The organism is Spirosoma liriopis, assembly GCF_023196085.1.
In the GTDB taxonomy this organism is placed as follows: domain Bacteria; phylum Bacteroidota; class Bacteroidia; order Cytophagales; family Spirosomataceae; genus Spirosoma; species Spirosoma oryzicola.
The window spans coordinates 1,372,296-1,392,496 of the sequence record NZ_JALPRF010000001.1; the positions used below are offsets into that span (position 1 = coordinate 1,372,296).

Sequence of the window (20,201 nt, forward strand, 5' to 3'; positions counted from 1 at the left end):
AGAGATTCTGAACATTACTTAGCCGATCAGCTAAAAAAACTATGATTCTACTACATGTCCTACAAAGCCTGCCCCATTGTCTAAGATTAGACCACCACGCCTGAAACCAAGGCCACAGGCTTCCCCCGCGAAAAAGACACCAGCCTGATACGTAGACCCCTCTGAATCCTGAGGAAAAGCAACGTACTCCTGATAGATCTTAGGGTAATCCCCGTATTCACCATCAACAGCGTGCCGTTCACTGCCATCGGCATTCAGAATCCGGACGTTGGCACCTTCGCGGCCAAACAACACTTTCTCAACGCACGATTTCCCCGCAAGCGGTTTAGTATCTGTTTCGAGGAGGAGAGGGTGATTGGGGTAAAGCTCCCAGAGAACTTTCAGAATGTACTTTGATTGAAACAACAACGTATAAGCCGGGTTCAGGACAATCGCCAGCCGCTTGCGAACCAACTCGGTCAGAATCGCTACCAACTCGGGTTCGTCTTCGGCGATGGCTTCCCACGGAACCAGCTTAAACCAGAAATCAAGCTTTTCAAACTGGCTGTTCTTTGGGTTCTGCCAGAAGATTCCTTCTTCGGCTGAAAAATCAACATTGTCAATAAAATCGAACTCAATCTCAAAACCCGCTTCACGAGCGGCTTCGCCGATCAGCGATACGTTGGCATCATCTTCCGGAAAATCGCGCATAGCCGATAACAGCAACGTTGGCTGCAAATCAGGATTCAGCGCCAGCAATTCCTCAAACTGACTCGTTAGCGTTTCAAAAACAGCATTGAACTGATGACTCTCATCGAGGCCATTGGCGCGTAGATGCGCATACTGTACGACGGCTGTTTCGGGCAGGCAAGTAGCGGTATCCGCGTTGAATTCGATGAGTTTAATGGGTTTTCCGTCGATGCCGCCCGCCAAGTCAAAGCGACCGTATAGATGGATGTTCCGGTCATCGTCCCAGGATAGTTTGATCAGATCGATGAGATTAGCCGGAATACCCAGTTCCACAAATCGGTTGTTATCGATGACGTGTTGCCCGGCGGCCACGAACATATCAAACAATTCGTTGGCCGCTTCGTAATACGCGTCGGCTTCAGCAGGACTCACCAGTACCACTTCATTTGTCAGGTAAGGCAGTGTATCCTGACCAAGCATCCAATCCCAGCCCAGATTCCGAAGTTGTACAGCAGGCGAAGTGGTAAGTGGTTTAAGTGAAATCATAAAGAATAAAGTAAGTTGGCCTAAAAGAATGCTTTCTACGTGCAAAAGAACGACTCTATGACCCGCCTGCACGTTATTTTTGTTGGACTGCTGTTTACGCTGACGACCGGTAAAATGCAAGCGCAATCTGCCGTAAAATCAACACCCGTACCGGTCATCTTCGACACGGATATGGGTCCTGACTACGACGATGTAGGCGCCATTGCGATTCTACACGCTCTTGCCGATAGCGGTCAGGCGCGAATTTTAGCAACCATCGCCAGTACCAACTATTCAACTGTCACATCTGTTCTGAGCGTGCTCAATACGTACTTTGGCCGACCTACCATTCCCATTGGCGTTCCCAAAGGCGAAGCGGTTAGCGACAAGGATTCACAAAACTGGTCAGATACACTGGTAGCCCGTTATCCGCATACCGTTCGCTCCAACAAAGAGGTGATGGATGCCGTTGCGCTTTACCGCCAGATTCTGGCCAAACAACCCGATCAGAGTGTAACGGTTATCACGGTTGGTTTTCTAACCAATCTGGCAAATCTGCTTAACTCAAAACCCGATCAGTATTCTAAACTTTCGGGAAAAGAACTGGTGTCAAAGAAGGTTAAAAAGGTCGTCAGTATGGCGGGCAAGTTTCCCAATGGGCGCGAATACAATGTGTACAGGGACGCCCCATCGTCAAAGATCGTGTTTGAAAACTGGCCAACGCCGATGCTGTTAAGCGGCTTCGAAATTGGCGAACAAATTCATAGCGGCTTACCCTTAACGCAAAATAGCCAGATCAGAAACAGTCCGGTAAAAGATGTATTCACGATCAGTCTGCCCAAAGCCAAAGAAGATCACGCAGGTCGCATGAGCTGGGATCAGACGGCTGTGCTCGTTGGCATCAAAGGCTACGCGCCTTATTACACGGTCGAATCGGGACGGCTAACGATGAACGCGGATGGCTCCAACGGCTGGGACAAAACCGGCAAAGGTCATCAATACCTAGTGGTAAAAATGCCAGTGGCTCAGGTGGAAAAACTTATTAACGAGTTGATGCAGCACCAGCCTTCCAGGCAATAAACGAGAACGAGTCCGTCCGGTTCAACGTTATAAAAACGCTATGACCTCTCGCTCCTCTCAACCGCTTCTGTTGTTCGACGGTGTTTGCAACCTCTGCAATGCCGCAGTCACGTTCGTACTGGATCGTGACTCAACAAACCGCTTTCAATTTGCGTCACTACAATCGCAGACGGGTCAGGAAATCCTCCGTCAGCTTGGCCGCCCGACGGATCAGTTTTCGTCATTTGTCCTGTGGGAAAATGGGCGTTTTTACGAGCAATCGACGGCGGCTTTGCGAGTAGCCTGCCATCTGTCGGGTGGCTGGCCATTGCTGTACAGCTTTATCATTGTACCTAAGGGTATACGCGACGCTGTTTACGACTTCGTTGCCCGCAACCGTTATCGTTGGTTCGGCCAGCGCGACGCCTGCATGCTGCCCACCCCCGAATTAAAAGCCCGATTTCTGACGTAATTTTTGTCAACGAATCACTTTATACGCGGGTAGCGGCTTTGCGTTCAGCCGCCAATCCCGCCTGCGCGACAAACGAACGCAGTAAAGTCTGATACGCCCGAATTTGTTCACGACAGTATTCATCGTCCCACCCTAGCTCGTCTGCCATTAACTGGGCAACCTGGGGAGTAATCTGCGCGGTTAGGGTCCAGTCCGACAGTTCGAGCCGCCAACGACGGGCCAACACATCGCGGAGGGTTACCGCCATTTCCTGCCGGATTTGGTAAATAACCTCAGCGCTGATAAATGGCCGGTGTTCGGTCAGTTTTTCCCGCAGAACAGGCCGTTCAACGGTCAAGCGGGCAACCTGTTCGGCACGGTCACCGTACGTTTGCATCAAGTGCTGGCAAATATCAGTCGGCAGATCGAAGCGCTGCTGCAAAAGCTGCCAATCCTCGAAACGATATGTTGCGCCACCCACCAGATAATGCCTTTCCGTCGTGCTTTTAGCCGAACTTCCCAATCGCTCCGCTACCCGGTCTATCGCATCCTGCGCCATGACCCGATAGGTTGTCCATTTGCCACCGAGCAGACTCAGCAAACCGGATTCCGAATCGTGCTCCACTTCATGGTCACGTAAGAGCGTTTTGGTATCGGTTCGACTACTAAGTATAAGCGGTCGAATACCGCCGAAACCGGCTTGCACCTGATTTTTATCCGGCGTTTTAGCCAGATACGGCCGTAACGTATCAAGCAAATAATCGATCTCAGCGGGCTCTAGTACGGGTTCCTGGTTCAGATCGGTATAATCGTCGTCGGTTGTACCTACGAAAACTTTATCACCGAACGGAATGGCAAAGACAACCCGACCATCCGCCGTTTTGGGAATCAGCATCGCACAATCGCTCCGCAAAATCTCGCGGGGCAACACCATATGCACCCCTTTGCTGGGACGTATGCGCCGGTCGAGGGTGGGGTTCGCCAGTAGCCGGATTTCGTCCGCGTAGGGTCCGGTACAGTTTAGAAATACCTTCGCTCGGATTGAGAACGTTTCGTCCGTCAGCTGATCCTGCACATGAGCGGTAGTGATCGACCCGTTCTCCTGCTTGAAACCCGTTACGGCTAAATAGTTGACAACGGCTGCACCCGCTTCGTCAGCGGAATGAGCTAGCGCCAGTGCATAACGAGCATCGTTGAACTGACCATCGTAGTACAGTACCGCGCTGTGCATCTGGTTGGTCAGCGTCGGCATTTTGGTCAGCGCATCCGCTTTATTCAGCCACCGTCCTTTGGGAAAGCTGTCATGACCGGCAAAAAAAGCGTAAAGATTGAGGCCAATGGACATGTACATGCCTTCGAACCAGCTAAACACCGGCGTCAGCAAGGCCAACGGATGGGCCAGATGGGGCGCGTTACGAATCACCGTTCGGCGTTCAGCCAAGCCGTGTCGTACCTGTTTGAGCTGAGCCAGATCGAGCTTTTTGATGGCTTGCTCCAGATAGCGAACACCCCCGTGAATAAGCTTCGTTGAGCGCGACGATGTTTCCCCGGAAATATCACCCCGATCAATCAAAGCGACCCGATAACCGCGCAGGGCAGCGTCAAGAGCGGCTCCGGCTCCACTGGCTCCGGCTCCAATTATACAAACATCAAATAACTCTTGCTGCAACCGCTTTCGATTATCGTTCCGATTCATAAACCAAAGATAGACAGATTTATTACGCTTACTGGTTAACAGACTGTTAAGTTACCAACGGGTACTGACAAGCCTTATTTATCGCAAAAGCGCAAAGACTACTACGTAAACAAATTCTCCGCAAGCTTCGTGCCTTCGGTTTGCCCAAAACAGCGTCAAGCTTCGGTGTAATCGAGATCTTTACCAAACGTTTCCTCCATCGTCGTCAGCGCCCAGTAGGCAAGCCCGAAACAAACAACGGCGACAACCGCACTCGCTCCAATTACGCCCAGTTGAGGTTTCATAGCCTGAAAAGCAGGAATACTTAGTAGAGTGGTCGCCCGAACATTGTTAGCGACGGAGGTCGTCGCTGTGGCGCGCAGATTCGTGCCAAAACTTTCGGCCGTAATGGTAAGAAACATGGCGATGTAGCCAATGCTAAAGCCCAGGCAGGCACAGACTGCATAAAACGTACCCGCCGAGGAGATACCGCCGAACAAATAGACAAGCACGAAAACCGCAGTTAGCCCCATCATTAACCCAATGGCTTTCTTCCGCGAACGAAGCTGTTGGCTCAACACTCCGCTGGCTAAATCGCCAACAACGGTACCGATGTACGTGAACATGACACACCGGCCCGGCTGAATGGCTTCTGCAATCCCCAGCGCTTTACCGAATTCATTGCCGAACGTGGCCAAAATACCAATGACAAGGTAGGTTGGCAGTGCGATGCCCATACACCGCAAATAGCGTAAAACACGATTTCGCTCCTGAAATAACGCCCAGAAGTTACCCCGCGAAACAGTAGTTCCCTGAACTTTCCTAAACATCCCCGACTCCAGGACGCTCACGCGCAGAGCCAGCAGCCCCAACCCTAACCCTCCGCCAACAAAATACGTCGTGCGCCAGTCGAACAGCGTGACGGTGAAATAAGCGACTACCGCGCCGAACAACCCGACACTCGCGACCATCGACGAACCATAGCCGCGTAGTTCTTTGGGAAGAATTTCGCTTACCAGGGTAATCCCAGCCCCTAGTTCACCTGCTAAGCCCAGCCCCGCGATGAACCGGAGCCACGCGTAAAGCTCAGGATTTTGCACTACGCCACAAGCCAGATTGGCTAGTGAATAGGTAATAATCGATCCAAACAGCACCGATAACCGGCCCCGCTTATCGCCCAGCACACCCCATAAGATACCGCCAAGCAACAGACCAGCCTGTTGGTAATTCAGAATTTTGCCGCCAATCAGCGAGATATCCGCTTCCGAAAGGCCAAGGTCTTTCAGACTCGGCACCCGAACAATGTTGAACAGCAGTAAATCATAGACATCCACGAAATAGCCTAGCGAAGCAACGATAACGGGTAAGCTAAATAAGGGACGGAGCGAAACAGAAGAGGAGGAAACAGGAGTCGGTTGCATGCCGGTTGAGAATAGCCACCAGCAAGTTAGGAAGTAATTAGTTTCCAACGAAAAAGGCATAGCGCAATGCACCATGCCTTTTCTATTCCTAACTTTTATAAGCCCCTACTTAGTTCATCGAGACCAGCCGCGTTGACAGCTGTTGTTCGATTGATGGTGTAGACAAATTGAATATGCGCTCTTCAACCTGATTGCCATCCGAGATCCGGAACGTGTATTTACCATCGCCAACTTGGCTTAGATCGAACTGCTGACGATAGCAGTTTTTCTTACCGACTTTTGCGGGCAAGTATTCGCGGTAGAGCACCTGCCCTTTTTCGTTGACCAGTTCGACATTGATTTTATTAGCGGCCTTATATTTCTCCAGACAAAGCCACACTTTCGATTCGGCATTAGCGGGAAAAATAGCGAGCGCAAATCCTTTTTGTTCGGGTTGATCTCCTGGATTTCGGCCGAACGATGGAGCAGAAACGCTTAAAACAAAGGCGAATACACTGGCAATGAGGTTGAATGAGGTTTTCATTGTGTTGAACGATTACGTTTAGAACCTTTAGCTGTCAACACAATGATGCAGTTCCGAACCGCTACCGCTCCGCTTCGTGAGCAACGGCTTATTCGAATGATAAACGGTCAGCAAGCCGTTTTAGAAGCCCTAACCAGGTACTCAAAGCACGAAGTGGGGAGATTTTGAAAACGATACACAGGACGAATAGACTATTCTACAAAATCCAGGTCTTTACCAAACGTTTCTTCCATCTGGCTTAGTGACCAGAAAGTCAGGCCGTACACAACGATCCCTACCAGAGCAGCGGCTGCCACCGCCCCAAAGGAAGGTTTTAGGGACTGAAAAATTAGCGTCATCGGGATAAGCGTTCCACGCACGACACTGGGTACCGAAGTCGTGGCCGTATTGCGGATGTTAGTGCCGTACAGCTCGGCTACCATCGTTAAAAACATAGCAATATACCCCGTGAAAAAACCTGCCAGCAAACAGATGGTGTATATACCTCCGGCGGTCTTGATACCACCAAACAAATAAATACCGCTTAGCAGCGCACTGAAGATAATCAGCCCTGTAATGGCTTTCAGTCTGGATCGTAACCACTGGCTGACTGGCCCGCATATCAAATCACCCGCAGCGAAGCCAACGTAAATAAGCATCACGCAGCGGCCAGGCTTCACCCCCTCGGCAATATCCAGTGCTTGCCCGAGTTCGTTGGCAAACGTGGCCAGAATACCCACCACAAACCAGGTCGGCATCCCCACAGCTACGCAGCGTAAATATTTAATTGTCTGTCGCCAACTACTGAAGAAATAAAGAAAATTACCCCGGCTAACGTTCTTATGCTCAACGTTCAGCCGGCTGAACAAACCCGACTCGAATACACTGACCCGCATCAGCAGCAAAACGAGTCCCATGCCGCCACCAACCCAGAACGCGGATCGCCAGTTAAAATACTCGACGGTCAAGTAAGCCGCTCCGGCACCTAAATAGCCGATGCCGGCCACCAGTGATGACCCGTAACTCCTAATTTCTTTGGGCAGAATCTCCGCTACCAGCACCATAGCCGCGCCGATCTCCCCCGACAAACCAATACCAGCCACGAACCGCAGCAACGCGTAGGTATTTACGTCGTTCACAAAGCCACAGGCAATGTTGGTTAGCGAATAGGTAAGTATGCTACCGAACAGTACCGACATCCGCCCCCGTTTATCACCGAGCACGCCCCACAGAAAACCACCAATCACCAGCCCCGCTTGCTGACAATTCAGGACAAACGTTCCCGCTTTCGACACATCGGCCTCTGACAAGCCGAGCGATTGCAAACTGGGTACGCGAACGATACTGAATATAACCATATCGTACACATCTACGAAGAAGCCAAGTGCCGACACAATCACGGGCAAGGCAAACAACGGACGCAATGATACGCGGGAAGGCGTGGTTGAGAGGGTTTGCATAAGTTCGTGGCAGAGCGGAAGCTATAGAAATAGAGGAACTGAGCTGATTTCCATTTAGTGGTGATGGTGAATGCTTAATCCCGTATGACCGCAACGCTTGCCGGTTTTATGGTTGCTTTTTTGGTGTCAGGCTCTTAAACCTGACACCAAAAAAGCAACCGACAGCACTCCGGTTTTCATTCAGCGGATGACAACCCACGGTTGATCAGCAAGCCCTAGTTATCACAGTGCACAAATTATTCTTCCAGATAATCCAGATCTTTACCGTGGGTTTCGGGTATGGTCAGGATGGCGTAAAATCCGATGATAAAGCTAATTAACCCTACAACCGCTCCGGCGTTGATTACATCAAGCGACGGTTTGAGCGCCTGATACGTCAGCGTCATCGGAATAACCAGACCACGCACCATATTCGGCACGGTCGTAGCCGCCGTAGCCCGCAGATTAGTTCCAAACTGCTCAGCTCCGATGGTCACAAACATCGCCCAGTAGCCAATGCCAAAGCCCATTGCCAGGCAAAGCGCATACAGCACCGTTGCACTCTTGATGCCAAGAAACAAGTAAACGAGTCCAAAAATCAGTGCAATGGCCATCAGGAAAGAAACCGCTTTTTTACGTGATGCCAACTCCTGACTGATGAATCCACTCGCCAGATCACCAACGGCCAGCCCAACGTAACACCACATAATGGCCAGTCCCGGCTGAATTTCTTCGGTTATGCCCATTGCTCTACCAAACTCGTTGCTAAACGTAGCCAGAATACCAATCACAAACCAGGTTGGTAAGCCGATTCCAATGCATCGGAGGTAGCGCCCTAACCGGTTGGCATTGGTAAAAAAGGAAAAAAAGTCGCCCCGGCTGATGTCTTTTTGTTCGGACACGTCTTTGAACATTCCCGATTCGACTACACCAACGCGCAACAACAGCAAACCAATACCGAGTCCGCCACCGACGAAGAACGCCATCTGCCAGTCGAAATATTTCACCGTAAAATACGCGACCACGGCTCCCGAAAGGCCAATACCTGCGACGAGCGACGTACCGATAGCTCGCTTTTCCTTGGGCAAAATCTCACTCACGAGCGTAATGCCCGCTCCCAATTCCCCGGCAAGACCAATCCCGGCGACGAAGCGCATCAACGCATAATACGTGACCGGGTCCATAAACGTAACGTTCTTGATAAAACCGCAGGCAATGTTGGCAATTGAGTACGTAATGATCGATCCGAATAGCACCGATAATCGTCCCCGTTTATCGCCTAATACGCCCCAGAGAATTCCCCCCAGTAGCAGTCCGCCCATTTGCCAGTTAAGAATGCTGGCTCCAACGGTTGAGATCTGATCGGGCGTAAGGCCCAGGTCTTGCAAGCTCGGCACGCGAACGATGCCAAAGAGCAGCAAATCATAAATATCGACGAAATAGCCCAGAGCGGCTACGATAACCGGCAGGCTAAACAATCCGGCTTCGGTAGACTTAACGGGATCACCGGACGATTTTGGAGACAGAGTAGGAACAGCCATACGGCAGAATAGACGAGTGAAATCAGAACAATTCTGCAATAATACGAAATGACCAAAGAAGATTAGGAATAGGGTCGTCTTTATTGGCTTCTTAGCATTCAAAATAGTCTGAACGGCAGTAGTCAGGGCAGAACCTACCTATTCGTCTCTTTTCAGATCCTTATCCAAGCTCCCTGGTCCGTCAACGGGCGGCTGGATATCCCCGTTAGAAAACGGAATAGGTACCGACTCATAAGTGGGCGAAACCGACGGCACGGTATATTGTGGTTTATGTAGCTTTTCGTACAGGGCATACGCCGTTCCCAGCGACCACACTTTTAGAACAACACGGCCAAAAACTAAAGCTTGCTGCACCATAAACATAAGCAGAATCGTTAGCCATCCGCTCATGGTGACGGCATCGTCGATCAGGAAGTAAACGCCAAACAGCCCCGCTCCGATCAGGATAAATACCCAGTACGGCCCAAACGTTTTACCCACATTGCGAAGAACGAACCGCCCCGCCCGCCGACAGGTCCGAAAAACCCGCTGCTCGTCCTCCCGAAACAGCATGACTTTCGCGTAATCGCCGATGCACAGCGCCAGCGTAGCGGTTAATGCGAACAGAATAAAAAACGTCAGACCAACCCAGAATAATCCCCGCTCGGTAAGCGTATCTTCCAGCGCGATGTGCATAAGCGTTCCGAGAACGAGCCAGATACCGCCCCCAACAATAACAGACAATAAAGTAACGCCAAACAGCCGCAAAAAACGCCCAACATACTTACTACAACCTTGCCAAAATGTGCCGACATCGAACCGCTCCCCTACCTGCGCGAATCGAAGTAAAATTCCACCGGCGACAAACACGCTCAGAAAGATATACAGCGCGCCCAGCCAGCGACCAACGCTGAACAACGGACTGATTACCCGACCACTACGGTGCATAAAGTCCGAGTAAACCGTATAATCGAATCCATTGAGCAGATCTAGAAACGCCAGCGAGTTTTGATCTTCAACCTTCAGCGTGTTGTAGAACGGCAAAGCTACCAGCAGGCCAAGCACCAGCGTGATTCCATAAAGAAGCCACAGGAGTCGCTGCGAGCCCAGCGTTTGACGAAGCGTAACAGCCAGCGTGTTCATCGTTATGAACGGGTTGAAAGATCGTCAAAATGCGTTGGTTCCTGCACTTGCAAAGTAGCCGGTTGCTGAGCAGAATCGTTTTTCCCAAGCAGCGGGTGTTCGGTTCTGATTTTTTCCTGCAATTTTAAAAAGCCGTCGATCAGTGCTTCCGGACGGGGCGGGCAACCGGGTACGTACACATCTACCGGGATGATCCGATCTACGCCCTTTACGACGTGGTAACCATGTTGCCAGTAAGGCCCACCGCAGTTGGAACACGATCCCATCGAAATGACGTAGCGTGGTTCGGGCATCTGCTCGTACAGTCGCCGGATGCGGTCGGCCATTTTATACGTCACCGTTCCCGACACAATCATAATGTCGGACTGGCGGGGGGAAGGGCGCGGAAAAATGCCAAAACGGTCGAGATCGTAATTGGCGGCAAAAGCCTGCATCATTTCGATGGCGCAGCAGGCCAGACCAAAGCTCATGGGCCAGAGCGATTTCTCCCGCGACCAGTTAAGCAGGTCCTCCGAATGCATCATAATGACACTCGCTTCGCCCGATTTATTTGATTGTGAAGTAGCTGACATTGTCTTACGTCAATTCTTTGATCAGTCGTTCGGCAAGTAAACGCTTACTCACCGAGTTACTTGTTGACTCTACCGGGCAACGGATTTAGCGCGTTCTGCTGATAATGAATACTGAATGGTTCCAGCTGCCGCTGTAAGTTAATCGCGGGATTCGAGGAATCAAGCGGTCGGATCACGCGTCTCGACAAATTAACGAGGACACCGCTTAGAATCAAACCTGTGGTAGCCCCTCCTACCGAAGCCATCGTAAGCGTGACAATGTAGGTGATGGGGTTGCCGGTCCGCTTTCTCTGCAATGACTCATTAGCCACCAAACCCGCTACCGCAGAACCCATGATAGCGCCCGTAATCCGCCAGGCTGCTTTGTTGGTCCGCCGGACAACTACTTTACGAATCGCCGTCAGTGGAATCCACTCATCTTGTTGATAATACCTTGAGCTTGTGTACGCGATACGAAGATGGGTGTCCGTCACTTCGTCCAGGATGCCACGAAGGCGAATACCCTCTTTGGTGACAACTCGAACGCGGTATTCCTTAACAGCCGGTTTCTGGGCCACCGCCGGGAACGCCAGCGTTAGGCCTGTAATCAGGATCAGATAACGGAGCCGGAGTAGCGTCAACGTTTATAACGATCATTTACTTTCTGATACAAATTGGCGGGCACTTTCGTTTCGATTGTCGGAATTTTAGGCTGTGGTTTCACCCAGTCCAGGTACCCTTTGGCCCACACATACGCCAATCCAAGGGCGAGAATAACGACAAACAAGGTAGCCTCAGCCAGTGCAAACCACCCCCAAAGTCCGCCGGTAGCTTTGATCAGTGACGCCTGACCGAAAACAGTAGACCAAGGAAACAGGAATACCAACTCTACATCGAACAGCACGAATATCAAGGCTACGACGTAGAACCGGATATTAAACTGAACATTGGCGTTGCCAACCGGCTCTTCTCCCGACTCGTAGGTACTGTTTTTCTCAACATTCGGACGATTCGGGCGCAACAGGCTCGCACCAAACAGGACGATGCCGATGAAAGCGAACGCAGCCAGAATAAACAACAACAGGACACCGAAGTCGGAGAGCATAGCGTGCTGGTAGTTTTCGGTTTACAGATTACAACGTACCGTCCTCGAACGGCTTAGACCGCCGTAAACGACGAACTTACTTCTTCTTTTTCTTTGGATACAGGTTGTAGACCAGCGACGCCTGAAACACCCGGTTCTGATAGGTTGCCGTTGCTTCGGGCGACACGTTCGTCACACCGTAGATATAGCGAACATGGAGACTAAACTTGTCAAGCATGTCCAGAAAATCGTAGTGCGCTCCCAGAACCACGCCAAGATCGTTGTTTCTTCCTGGCCCATTTGCTGAACCGGAGTTAAGTGCATAGCTAAATTCAGGACCCGCCTGTATAGTCAGCCCTTCCGTCGGAATGTAGCCAAACAGCAACGGTACACTTACGTACGTGTATGTGTTGTTGATAGTTTGTCGTGTTCCGTCTGCCTGCACGGCCTGAAATGCGCCCCCTTTGATATTAAGCAGGGCTTCAGGCTGCAAAACAAGCCGGTGATACCGGTAGCGATACATGACGCCGATGTGCGGGTCCAGATTCTGCTTGGGTATGTTAGCACTGGTACCCGAAAGGCGTAAACGCGTCAGGCTACCACCTACTTTTAGCCCAAAATGGCCACCAACGGGGTTATTACTTTGCGCCCGTACCAAGAAAGACGAGCTAATTAAAAACGTAAGAAGTATTAGTCGGGAAACCTGCATACAAACTGAAGGAAGTGGACCTTCCCATAACGGCTGATTATCCGAAAACGTCGGACCGCCGACAAAATTGGCAAAAAAAGTTAAGATATCCCCCTAATTGCCAGCGTGGACTTTAATTCAGACGCGGATCAACCGGATAATGCGCAATGGATTTGAATTCGCCCCCCATCCGCTTGAGCACTCCCCGCCAAAACTGATCAGCAGGCGTTTCGAACAGGAAGGTAGCATCGGCCCGAGTTACGATCCACGCTTTCTGATCCATTTCGCTCGCCAGTTGCCCGGCATCCCAGCCCGAGTAGCCGATAAAAAACCGAATATCGCGTTCGGTAAGCGTACCGACATTGACGGCTTGTTTAACCTGATCAAAATCCCCGCTCCAGAATAATCCGTTGGTTACACGGATGGAGCCATCAATCAAATCCGGGCGACGATGGATAAAGTGAAGCGTATTTTGCTGCACAGGCCCCCCAATAAATAATCCCGACGAAGAATACACATCGTCAATGACATCGCTTAGCTGTAAATCCGTCGTCTGATTTAAAATTAAACCAAACGTACCAGCTGGACTATGTTCACAGACCAGCACGACGCTACGGTCAAAGTTCGTGTCGCCCATAAACGGTTCGGCAATCAATAAGCTGCCATTTGTGACGGGTAGCGTATTGGTATTCATGTTTTTCAAAACGTTAAAGAGTGGTAGGTTAAAAACGTTATAGACTAGACGATGTTACCAAAATGATGCCGAAAATTAGCTTTCTGACCTGCAAGTATTTTTTTTACGGATAGGAAATATACATGAACATACGAATTATACTCATGATTGAAAAGTCAGCCGCACCTTTCGTCCCGAAATTCGCTCCAACAACGGCTTAAGTATCCGGTCTGCATTTTGGCGCGTCTGATCTAAAATTCCTCCGCTCAGCGCCGACTGGCGAATCTGCCGCTCGGCTTCTTTGTAGGCGTCACTGACCAGCTGCGATTGGTCGAGAAACGAAAAGCGTGTATCGTACACCCGCGAGCGGTCGTGATTAATTTTCCAACTGCACAGTTCGGGTTTAGGCAATTGTATGATAATGGAATCACCCGCTGTCTGAATATCCTCCGCTTTGATTCTAGTCAGATCAACGCAGCCCGTAGCCTGCCCTTCAACGATCAACACAGCATTGGCATTTGGGAGAAACGTGTTGACCTGCTCGTGTTCAACGATATCCTTAAAGGTGTAGCTCACTAATTCCAGCTTGCCCAGCGCCGTTACCTCTTTCAGAACAGCCCGCTGGGTCGTCACATCGCCCCGCCGAAAACGACTCATCATATCACTTCCCCGAATCTGTTCCCAGATAGCGATCAGGCCAGCGACCAGAATGGCAATGAGAAATAACCGAAGCAACGTATTCAACAATCGAGACATAGATCAGAGCGTAAAAGCGCGTGCCGTACGAGCAACTCGCATCAATTTACCTGCCAGTATGCCGCCTAAGAACAGCAAAACTCCCAAATCAATAACGATTTGGGAGTTTTATCAGTATTCGTGGGGTCGATCAATGTTTGTACTCGTCCACGGATTGTTTTTCCAGATCGAACAAATCGTTCAGCACATCAATCAACGTTTCGGCTTCTCCCCGCTTGCAGGCAGCCTTGAGTTGAAGAACAGGCAGCTTAATGATTTTTTGCATGATACCCCGCGTGATCTTGTCTACTTTTTCGGACTCGTCGGGCGTCAGATGCTTCAAGTGCCGGGCGATTTCGTCTTTGCGAATCTGCTCCAGCGCATTTTTCAATTTATTGATGGTTGGCGACACAACCATTTCCTTTGTCCAGTCCCCAAATTCGGCAACGGCCTGCCCGATAATGGCTTCGACCTGCGGAATTGCCGCCAACCGCTGATTCAGCGCTTCGTCGGCCCGGTTCCGGATGTGGTCAATGTTATAAGCCAGTACACCCGGAATCTGCTCGACAGCAGCGTCTACGCTACGGGGTACGGATAGATCAATGAAATACTTGTACGTTAAAACGTTCAGCCCTTGTAAAAATGCTGGCGTAATAAGCGGCTCATCGCGCATAACGGACGAGATAATGACATCAGCCCGGCTAATTTCGTCCATCAGGTTCGCAAAATCCGCCACTCGGAACCCGTATTTCTGGGCCAGCGCTTCGGCTTTCGCCTGAGTCCGGTTGCAAAGAGTGATGTTCTTCATGTTTCTGGATTCCAGATTCATACAAACATCAGCACCGATTTCACCTAACCCGATGACTAACACGTTAGGGTTCTGGTTTTCGCCGACCAGTTCGTCAATCAAATCAACGGCTGCGTAGGAAACCGAAGCGGCTCCATCGCGAAAAGCCGTCTCCTGAGCAACCCGCTTGTTGGTGAAGAAGATGGTATGCATCAGACGGTGCAGGAACGGCCCTGCCATGTCAAGATCAGCCGACCATTGGTACGATTGCTTTACCTGATTTGGAATCTGCATATCGCCAACTACCTGCGAGTGCAGCCCTACGCATACCTCAAACAAATGCAGAACGGCATCCGAATGCGCAGCGTAAAACTGGAAATAAGGCAAATACTGATCCGTATCCGTTAAGCCTTTCTCAATCAGCAACAGCCGGGCGATTTCAGCGTTAAGATCCTGCTCAAACGCGTAATACACTTCCGTACGGTTGCAAGTCGAGACAACAAGCAAATCGGATAATCCGAAAAAATCGCGCAGCCGAAGCATTAGCCGCTTTGCTTCTTCTTCGTTAAGTGCAATTAGCTCCCGCACCCATAAAGGAGCCGTTTTGTGGGATAAACTAATTGATTTGAAAGTATCTAACATTGTCGCGAATCACACTAATGGCGTTAGCCAGCACAAAATTACAGTACAATTACCGGACATGGAAATAGACTGTACAATCGGTCACTCTATTTAGAATACGTCCAAATAGCAGACGATTTTCTTTGCTGAATCCTATTCTCTTCTAACAAGTATCGGCGTTCAGACGTTCGCATTTACACCATTAAACTGCTTTTAACGTTTACAATTGGACGCCCTGCTTAATTAATCAATCGATACGAACAAATAAGTTGGATGGTTGCTTACTGATCATGTATTCGTGCGGTGTACTGGTGATTGCTTTTCAGGTAGCTTTGACATTATAATCCGACTGGCGGGATAAAAACATGCTGAAATCATTCGATATCTATAATCAGAATAATATTCTTAAAATTATCGTCGCTCTCAACCTCCTGTTGGTTGGGACGGGGTCGCTGTTGTATACCAATCGGCTTATTACCAAGCTGGAAAATCGCGAAGAACATTACATCCAGCTCTACGCAAAGACAATTGCCTACCTGGTCGATCCCAAGCACTTTGATTCGGGTGACCTCACGTTTGTAACAAGTGAAATCCTGGAGGCAAATAACACGGTCCCGGCCATTTACGTTGACCCCAATAACCAGATAGCAAAACCACTAAATATCACCTTCCCCGACGGTTTGTCGGACAATGAGAAGGAGCAGTTTTTAAGGGACAAGATCGCGGACATGCGCAAACGCCACACGCCTTTGGTCGTCGATATTGGTAACGGTGTGCGGGGATTGGTTTATTACGATAATTCGAAGCTGCTTCGACAACTGACTTACTTTCCGTATGCCTTGCTGACGATCTTAACGGCGCTGGGCTTTTTAGCTTACTTAGCTTTTAGTTCGTCACGTCGAGCGGAGCAAAACCGCGTCTGGGTAGGCTTGGCGAAAGAAACGGCTCACCAGCTGGGCACGCCTATGTCGTCGCTGATGGCCTGGGTTGAGTATATGCGGTCGGACCCGGATCAATACGACGAATCGGTTACGGATGAGATTGAAAAAGATGTTCGGCGGCTCGAAACCATTACGTCGCGTTTTTCCAGCATCGGTTCGATCCCGACATTAAAAGAAGAAAACATTACGGATGTAGTCGAGCAGTTTACGGACTATCTGTCGAAGCGTATTTCAACGAAGGTCAAAATGAGTTTGACCAACCAGCTCCCTGCTGGACAAACTGTGGACATCAACAAGCTACTCTTCGAGTGGGTCATCGAAAATATCTGCAAAAACGCCGTCGATGCCATGAAAGGAGTAGGTGAACTCCGGTTGAATATGCTGTCGCTGCCCCATCAGCAAATAGCGATTGATATTACCGATACGGGTAAAGGTATTCCTAAAGCCAGCATGCAGAAAGTTTTCACGCCCGGTTTCAGCACTAAAAAACGGGGCTGGGGCTTGGGTCTTACCCTGGCGAAACGAATTGTAGAGGAATATCACAACGGACGGCTTTTTGTCAAAAGTTCGGAAGTGGGCAAGGGCACAACATTCCGAATTGTTCTGAACGCCGATAAACAACAGAAGGCCGTGGAACCACAGCCTTCGGCTAAAGAAGCATAACCGGAAACCGGTTTCTAGTCCGGATACGGTAGGCTGATGGTGTCGGTTTCAATGACATTACTTGCATTTAAGCTCCGGTCACGGATTCGGATCTGAAACTTGGTTGGGTACATTCGATTGACATTACCGTACGGAAATAGCTGGCTGAAATCGAGCGTACCTTCAATGGCTCCTTTAGGCTTTCCTTTCGTCAGATCAGGAAAAAACAAAAAGTTGTTTACCGGTGTACGAGCCTCTACGTATTGCCGATTGACCAGCCGGAATGTGCGAATTTCGTAGTTACCCCAACCGCCGTTCTGCGCGTAATTGAGCGAATCGGCTTTAGCTAGCGGTATGTCATTACCCATGTTACCATCGCCGTCTTTAAAACCGATTGTGATCACCACCGAGTCACGTCTGGGTTGACCAACTCCCTGACCAGCTGCTACCGGGTATCTGAAAACACCTTTGAAGTCAATCGAAGGGGCATCAGGATAATCTGGCTCGTTGAAACACGACGACAGGGTCAGGACGATTGTCAGCACCAGAAGACAGGGTTGAATTAGTTGCCGTTGCATACTGTTGTACTCGTAATATCAATAATCGTTTTCGTTTTGTCTTTTTTATCAATGCTTTCGCCCGAGGCTGTTTCGGCACGGCAAGCGCTTCGCCAACAGCTTTTATCGACCGACTTACGCCCGTCGGATCAACATCAGTTCGAGCAACTCGCTCTGGCCGTCTTTCGGTACCAGGCTGTGCACAACCCTATTTATCGGAATTACTTAGCGCACCTCGCCGTTCGTCCTGATCAGATTTTCGAACTGCGTCGGGTGCCGTTCATGCCTATTGGTTTTTTCAAAAAGCACACGATCCTCAGCGGTTTTCCAGCGAATGCTCAACCACTGTCAGATACGCTAACCTTTGCCAGCAGCGGAACAACGGGCGAGCAAACCAGTCGTCATTATGTGCCGGACCCGGATCTGTACAATGCTGTCAGCACCCGCATTTTTGAGCAAACGTACGGACCGCTCAGTAACTTTCACATAGTGGCATTACTGCCATCCTACCTTGAACGAAATAACTCGTCGCTGGTGTATATGGTTCAGCGATTTATCGCGCAAACGGGTTCCGAAAAATCCGGTTTTTTCCTGCACAACCACGACGAATTGACCGAACAGCTCCGGCAACTTACGCAAGAACCGGATCAGAAAAAAATTCTGCTGATCGGCGTTACGTTTGGTTTGCTCGATTGGGCTGAGTCGGGTGAGGATTTGTCGTTTCTGGGAGGCAACCCAAACCTGATTGTTATGGAAACGGGCGGTATGAAAGGGCGTCGTCAGGAGTTGCTGCGTGAAGAAGTCCACACTATACTAACCGACCAGCTCGGAATTCAGCGCGTTCACTCCGAATACGGCATGACCGAACTGCTATCACAGGCTTACTCGTCGGGAAGCGGAGTATTCGAACCAAGCCCTACCCTACGCATACTGCTACGCGACATCAACGATCCCTTCTTGATCTATCCCGATGATTACAAACGGACCGGCGGCATTAACGTTATTGATCTGGCTAATCTGGACTCCTGCGCATTCATCGAGACACAGGACTTAGGGCAGTACGTGGGAAGCGAGAGGAATTTCCAGGTAATTGGCCGATTCGACAATTCGGATGTGCGGGGCTGCAACCTGATGGTTCTATAACGGGGCCACCGGACTGGTAGCCCCGTCACTATTAAGCGTATGCTTTTACGTCTTCCTGCGTAATTTCATCACCGCACATGATCACCAGCCGCTCAATGACGTTGCGCAACTCGCGAACGTTACCCGTCCAGGGCAGCGACTCCAGATAAGTCATGGCATCGGGCGTAAGCTCTTTGGGGGCAGAGCCGTATTCCGTGGCAATGTCGTGCAGAAACTTATCCGTTAGTAAAGGAACATCAGAACGACGTTCGGCCAGTGGCGGTACGTGAATAACGATCACACTCAACCGGTGAAATAAGTCTTCGCGGAAGTTACCATTGGCAATCTCCTGCCGAAGATCTTTGTTGGTAGCTGCCATTACGCGTACATTGACTTTGATTTCTTTGTCTCCGCCAACGCGCGTGATTTTGTTTTCCTGCAACGCCCGCAGCACCTTCGCCTGCGCCGACAGGCTCATATCGCCGATCTCATCGAGGAAAAGCGTTCCCCCGTCGGCCTGCTCGAACTTACCGATTCGCCGGGCAGTCGCTCCGGTAAAAGCACCTTTTTCGTGTCCGAAGAGTTCGGTTTCGATCAGTTCACCGGGAATTGCTGCGCAGTTCACTTCGACGAGTGGCTGAGCCGAACGGCTTCCTTTTTCGTGAATTTGCTTGGCAACCATCTCTTTACCCGATCCATTCGGCCCGGTAATAAGTACGCGGGCTTCGGTTGCCGCTACCCGATTGATTGTTTCCTTGACGCGCCGGATGGGTGCCGAGTCACCAACAATTTCATTGAGTTTGTAAATTCGTTTTTTAAGCGTTTTTGTCTCCTGTACCAATTTAGACCGTTCGATGGCATTACGAACCGTAATGAGTAAACGGTTGAGATCGGGTGGTTTGGTAATGAAGTCAAACGCCCCCCGCTTGGTTGCTTCAACCGCATTTTCTACGTTTCCGTAGGCCGAAATCATGATGAACTGAGTGCCTTTACTGGCTTCGTGGGCTTTCATAAGTAATTCCAGCCCGTCCATTTTAGGCATACGAATATCGCACAACGCTACATCATAGTTCGTACGTGTAATCATATCCAAGCCCTCTTCGCCGTCTTTGGCTTCGTCTACTTCGTAGCCTTCGTATTCTAAAATATCGCGCAAAGCAGCCCGAATGCTCTTCTCGTCATCGACGATAATCAACTTAGCCATCCGTATGGGTATAGTTTGTGTTGTGCCGGAGCACGAAAACGAAAATAGCAATTTTGTCTTAACAACTACAAAGCTACGTAATAAAGGATTTGTAGTACATGGTTACAAAGTATCTAAGGACTAAGTAATTACTCACCGGGTTTGTATATCGTTATCCAATTTATTCAAGGGTGCACCAAACGATTAACGAAT

20 protein-coding genes are annotated in these 20,201 nt (G+C 50.0%); 4 read left to right on the top strand and 16 right to left on the bottom strand.

Features of this window, described 5'->3' with window-relative positions; translation table 11 throughout:
- Window positions 1-39 precede the first annotated feature (39 nt).
- Window positions 40-1,215, bottom strand: coding sequence for a glutathionylspermidine synthase family protein (locus M0L20_RS05655; RefSeq protein ID WP_248476047.1), 1,176 nt, complete (start codon window positions 1,213-1,215; stop codon window positions 40-42).
- A 57-nt stretch (window positions 1,216-1,272) separates the two neighbouring features.
- Between M0L20_RS05655 and M0L20_RS05660 the strand changes: the two genes are divergently transcribed.
- Together M0L20_RS05660 and M0L20_RS05665 are read left to right on the top strand one after the other, a co-directional pair.
- Window positions 1,273-2,274, top strand: a complete 1,002-nt coding sequence (locus tag M0L20_RS05660; RefSeq protein ID WP_248476048.1) for a nucleoside hydrolase — start codon at window positions 1,273-1,275, stop codon at window positions 2,272-2,274.
- Window positions 2,275-2,314: 40 nt separating this feature from the next.
- On the top strand, window positions 2,315-2,725 hold the full coding sequence (locus M0L20_RS05665) for a thiol-disulfide oxidoreductase DCC family protein (protein ID WP_248476049.1): 411 nt from the start codon (window positions 2,315-2,317) through the stop codon (window positions 2,723-2,725).
- Window positions 2,726-2,744: 19 nt separating this feature from the next.
- Here M0L20_RS05665 and M0L20_RS05670 read toward each other — a convergent pair whose 3' ends face one another.
- The 13 genes from M0L20_RS05670 to hemA all read right to left on the bottom strand — a co-directional run bounded on the left by M0L20_RS05670 (window position 2,745) and on the right by hemA (window position 15,564).
- Window positions 2,745-4,400, bottom strand: a complete 1,656-nt coding sequence (locus M0L20_RS05670) for a glycerol-3-phosphate dehydrogenase/oxidase (RefSeq protein WP_248476050.1) — start codon at window positions 4,398-4,400, stop codon at window positions 2,745-2,747.
- Window positions 4,401-4,555: 155 nt separating this feature from the next.
- Window positions 4,556-5,800, bottom strand: coding sequence for an MFS transporter (locus M0L20_RS05675; RefSeq protein WP_248476051.1), 1,245 nt, complete (start codon window positions 5,798-5,800; stop codon window positions 4,556-4,558).
- Between the two features lie 109 nt (window positions 5,801-5,909).
- Complete coding sequence (locus M0L20_RS05680) at window positions 5,910-6,323, bottom strand: T9SS type A sorting domain-containing protein (protein ID WP_248476052.1); 414 nt, start codon at window positions 6,321-6,323, stop codon at window positions 5,910-5,912.
- A gap of 191 nt (window positions 6,324-6,514) precedes the next feature.
- Window positions 6,515-7,762, bottom strand: a complete 1,248-nt coding sequence (locus M0L20_RS05685; RefSeq protein WP_248476053.1) for an MFS transporter — start codon at window positions 7,760-7,762, stop codon at window positions 6,515-6,517.
- A 236-nt stretch (window positions 7,763-7,998) separates the two neighbouring features.
- On the bottom strand, window positions 7,999-9,282 hold the full coding sequence (locus M0L20_RS05690) for an MFS transporter (RefSeq protein WP_232559890.1): 1,284 nt from the start codon (window positions 9,280-9,282) through the stop codon (window positions 7,999-8,001).
- Window positions 9,283-9,420: 138 nt separating this feature from the next.
- Window positions 9,421-10,404 (bottom strand): hypothetical protein, encoded by a 984-nt coding sequence (locus M0L20_RS05695; RefSeq protein ID WP_248476054.1) that lies wholly within the window; start codon window positions 10,402-10,404, stop codon window positions 9,421-9,423.
- Between the two features lie 2 nt (window positions 10,405-10,406).
- Entirely contained in the window at window positions 10,407-10,976 is a 570-nt protein-coding gene (locus tag M0L20_RS05700; protein ID WP_262923852.1) for an NADH-quinone oxidoreductase subunit B, read from the bottom strand.
- A gap of 56 nt (window positions 10,977-11,032) precedes the next feature.
- The gene (locus M0L20_RS05705; RefSeq protein ID WP_248476055.1) at window positions 11,033-11,596 is read right to left on the bottom strand and encodes a hypothetical protein; all 564 of its coding nucleotides are present in this window, start codon (window positions 11,594-11,596) and stop codon (window positions 11,033-11,035) included.
- Complete coding sequence (locus tag M0L20_RS05710) at window positions 11,593-12,060, bottom strand: NADH-quinone oxidoreductase subunit A (protein WP_248476056.1); 468 nt, start codon at window positions 12,058-12,060, stop codon at window positions 11,593-11,595. The genes M0L20_RS05705 and M0L20_RS05710 overlap by 4 nt, the downstream gene beginning before the upstream one ends.
- Window positions 12,061-12,136: 76 nt before the next feature.
- Window positions 12,137-12,748, bottom strand: coding sequence for a porin family protein (locus M0L20_RS05715; protein ID WP_232559894.1), 612 nt, complete (start codon window positions 12,746-12,748; stop codon window positions 12,137-12,139).
- A gap of 112 nt (window positions 12,749-12,860) precedes the next feature.
- Window positions 12,861-13,421: a YqgE/AlgH family protein gene (locus M0L20_RS05720; protein ID WP_232559895.1), complete on the bottom strand. Its 561-nt coding sequence runs from the start codon at window positions 13,419-13,421 to the stop codon at window positions 12,861-12,863.
- A gap of 141 nt (window positions 13,422-13,562) precedes the next feature.
- Window positions 13,563-14,156, bottom strand: a complete 594-nt coding sequence (locus M0L20_RS05725) for a DUF4230 domain-containing protein (RefSeq protein WP_232559896.1) — start codon at window positions 14,154-14,156, stop codon at window positions 13,563-13,565.
- Between the two features lie 130 nt (window positions 14,157-14,286).
- Entirely contained in the window at window positions 14,287-15,564 is a 1,278-nt protein-coding gene (hemA, locus tag M0L20_RS05730; protein ID WP_232559897.1) for a glutamyl-tRNA reductase, read from the bottom strand.
- 344 nt (window positions 15,565-15,908) lie between these two features.
- On the opposite strand from hemA, the gene M0L20_RS05735 reads away from it, so the two are divergent.
- On the top strand, window positions 15,909-17,147 hold the full coding sequence (locus tag M0L20_RS05735) for a sensor histidine kinase (RefSeq protein ID WP_232559898.1): 1,239 nt from the start codon (window positions 15,909-15,911) through the stop codon (window positions 17,145-17,147).
- Window positions 17,148-17,161: 14 nt separating this feature from the next.
- Here the strand turns inward: M0L20_RS05735 and M0L20_RS05740 are convergent, their stop codons facing one another.
- Entirely contained in the window at window positions 17,162-17,704 is a 543-nt protein-coding gene (locus M0L20_RS05740) for a hypothetical protein (RefSeq protein ID WP_248476057.1), read from the bottom strand.
- A 51-nt stretch (window positions 17,705-17,755) separates the two neighbouring features.
- On the opposite strand from M0L20_RS05740, the gene M0L20_RS05745 reads away from it, so the two are divergent.
- The gene (locus tag M0L20_RS05745; RefSeq protein ID WP_248476058.1) at window positions 17,756-18,826 is read left to right on the top strand and encodes a LuxE/PaaK family acyltransferase; all 1,071 of its coding nucleotides are present in this window, start codon (window positions 17,756-17,758) and stop codon (window positions 18,824-18,826) included.
- Between the two features lie 31 nt (window positions 18,827-18,857).
- On the opposite strand, the gene M0L20_RS05750 is transcribed toward M0L20_RS05745, so the two are convergent.
- Complete coding sequence (locus M0L20_RS05750) at window positions 18,858-20,009, bottom strand: sigma-54-dependent transcriptional regulator (protein WP_232559901.1); 1,152 nt, start codon at window positions 20,007-20,009, stop codon at window positions 18,858-18,860.
- Window positions 20,010-20,201: the final 192 nt, after the last annotated feature.

What these genes read in the sequence shown, in the direction of transcription:
- M0L20_RS05655 (WP_248476047.1), bottom strand. Translation starts at nt 1,215, where the DNA reads ATGATTTCACTTAAACCACTTACCACTTCGCCTGCTGTACAACTTCGG.
- M0L20_RS05660 (WP_248476048.1), top strand. Translation starts at nt 1,273, where the DNA reads ATGACCCGCCTGCACGTTATTTTTGTTGGACTGCTGTTTACGCTGACG.
- M0L20_RS05665 (WP_248476049.1), top strand. Translation starts at nt 2,315, where the DNA reads ATGACCTCTCGCTCCTCTCAACCGCTTCTGTTGTTCGACGGTGTTTGC.
- M0L20_RS05670 (WP_248476050.1), bottom strand. Translation starts at nt 4,400, where the DNA reads ATGAATCGGAACGATAATCGAAAGCGGTTGCAGCAAGAGTTATTTGAT.
- M0L20_RS05675 (WP_248476051.1), bottom strand. Translation starts at nt 5,800, where the DNA reads ATGCAACCGACTCCTGTTTCCTCCTCTTCTGTTTCGCTCCGTCCCTTA.
- M0L20_RS05680 (WP_248476052.1), bottom strand. Translation starts at nt 6,323, where the DNA reads ATGAAAACCTCATTCAACCTCATTGCCAGTGTATTCGCCTTTGTTTTA.
- M0L20_RS05685 (WP_248476053.1), bottom strand. Translation starts at nt 7,762, where the DNA reads ATGCAAACCCTCTCAACCACGCCTTCCCGCGTATCATTGCGTCCGTTG.
- M0L20_RS05690 (WP_232559890.1), bottom strand. Translation starts at nt 9,282, where the DNA reads ATGGCTGTTCCTACTCTGTCTCCAAAATCGTCCGGTGATCCCGTTAAG.
- M0L20_RS05695 (WP_248476054.1), bottom strand. Translation starts at nt 10,404, where the DNA reads ATGAACACGCTGGCTGTTACGCTTCGTCAAACGCTGGGCTCGCAGCGA.
- M0L20_RS05700 (WP_262923852.1), bottom strand. Translation starts at nt 10,976, where the DNA reads ATGTCAGCTACTTCACAATCAAATAAATCGGGCGAAGCGAGTGTCATT.
- M0L20_RS05710 (WP_248476056.1), bottom strand. Translation starts at nt 12,060, where the DNA reads ATGCTCTCCGACTTCGGTGTCCTGTTGTTGTTTATTCTGGCTGCGTTC.
- M0L20_RS05715 (WP_232559894.1), bottom strand. Translation starts at nt 12,748, where the DNA reads ATGCAGGTTTCCCGACTAATACTTCTTACGTTTTTAATTAGCTCGTCT.
- M0L20_RS05720 (WP_232559895.1), bottom strand. Translation starts at nt 13,421, where the DNA reads ATGAATACCAATACGCTACCCGTCACAAATGGCAGCTTATTGATTGCC.
- M0L20_RS05725 (WP_232559896.1), bottom strand. Translation starts at nt 14,156, where the DNA reads ATGTCTCGATTGTTGAATACGTTGCTTCGGTTATTTCTCATTGCCATT.
- hemA (WP_232559897.1), bottom strand. Translation starts at nt 15,564, where the DNA reads ATGTTAGATACTTTCAAATCAATTAGTTTATCCCACAAAACGGCTCCT.
- M0L20_RS05735 (WP_232559898.1), top strand. Translation starts at nt 15,909, where the DNA reads ATGCTGAAATCATTCGATATCTATAATCAGAATAATATTCTTAAAATT.
- M0L20_RS05740 (WP_248476057.1), bottom strand. Translation starts at nt 17,704, where the DNA reads ATGCAACGGCAACTAATTCAACCCTGTCTTCTGGTGCTGACAATCGTC.
- M0L20_RS05745 (WP_248476058.1), top strand. Translation starts at nt 17,756, where the DNA reads ATGCTTTCGCCCGAGGCTGTTTCGGCACGGCAAGCGCTTCGCCAACAG.
- M0L20_RS05750 (WP_232559901.1), bottom strand. Translation starts at nt 20,009, where the DNA reads ATGGCTAAGTTGATTATCGTCGATGACGAGAAGAGCATTCGGGCTGCT.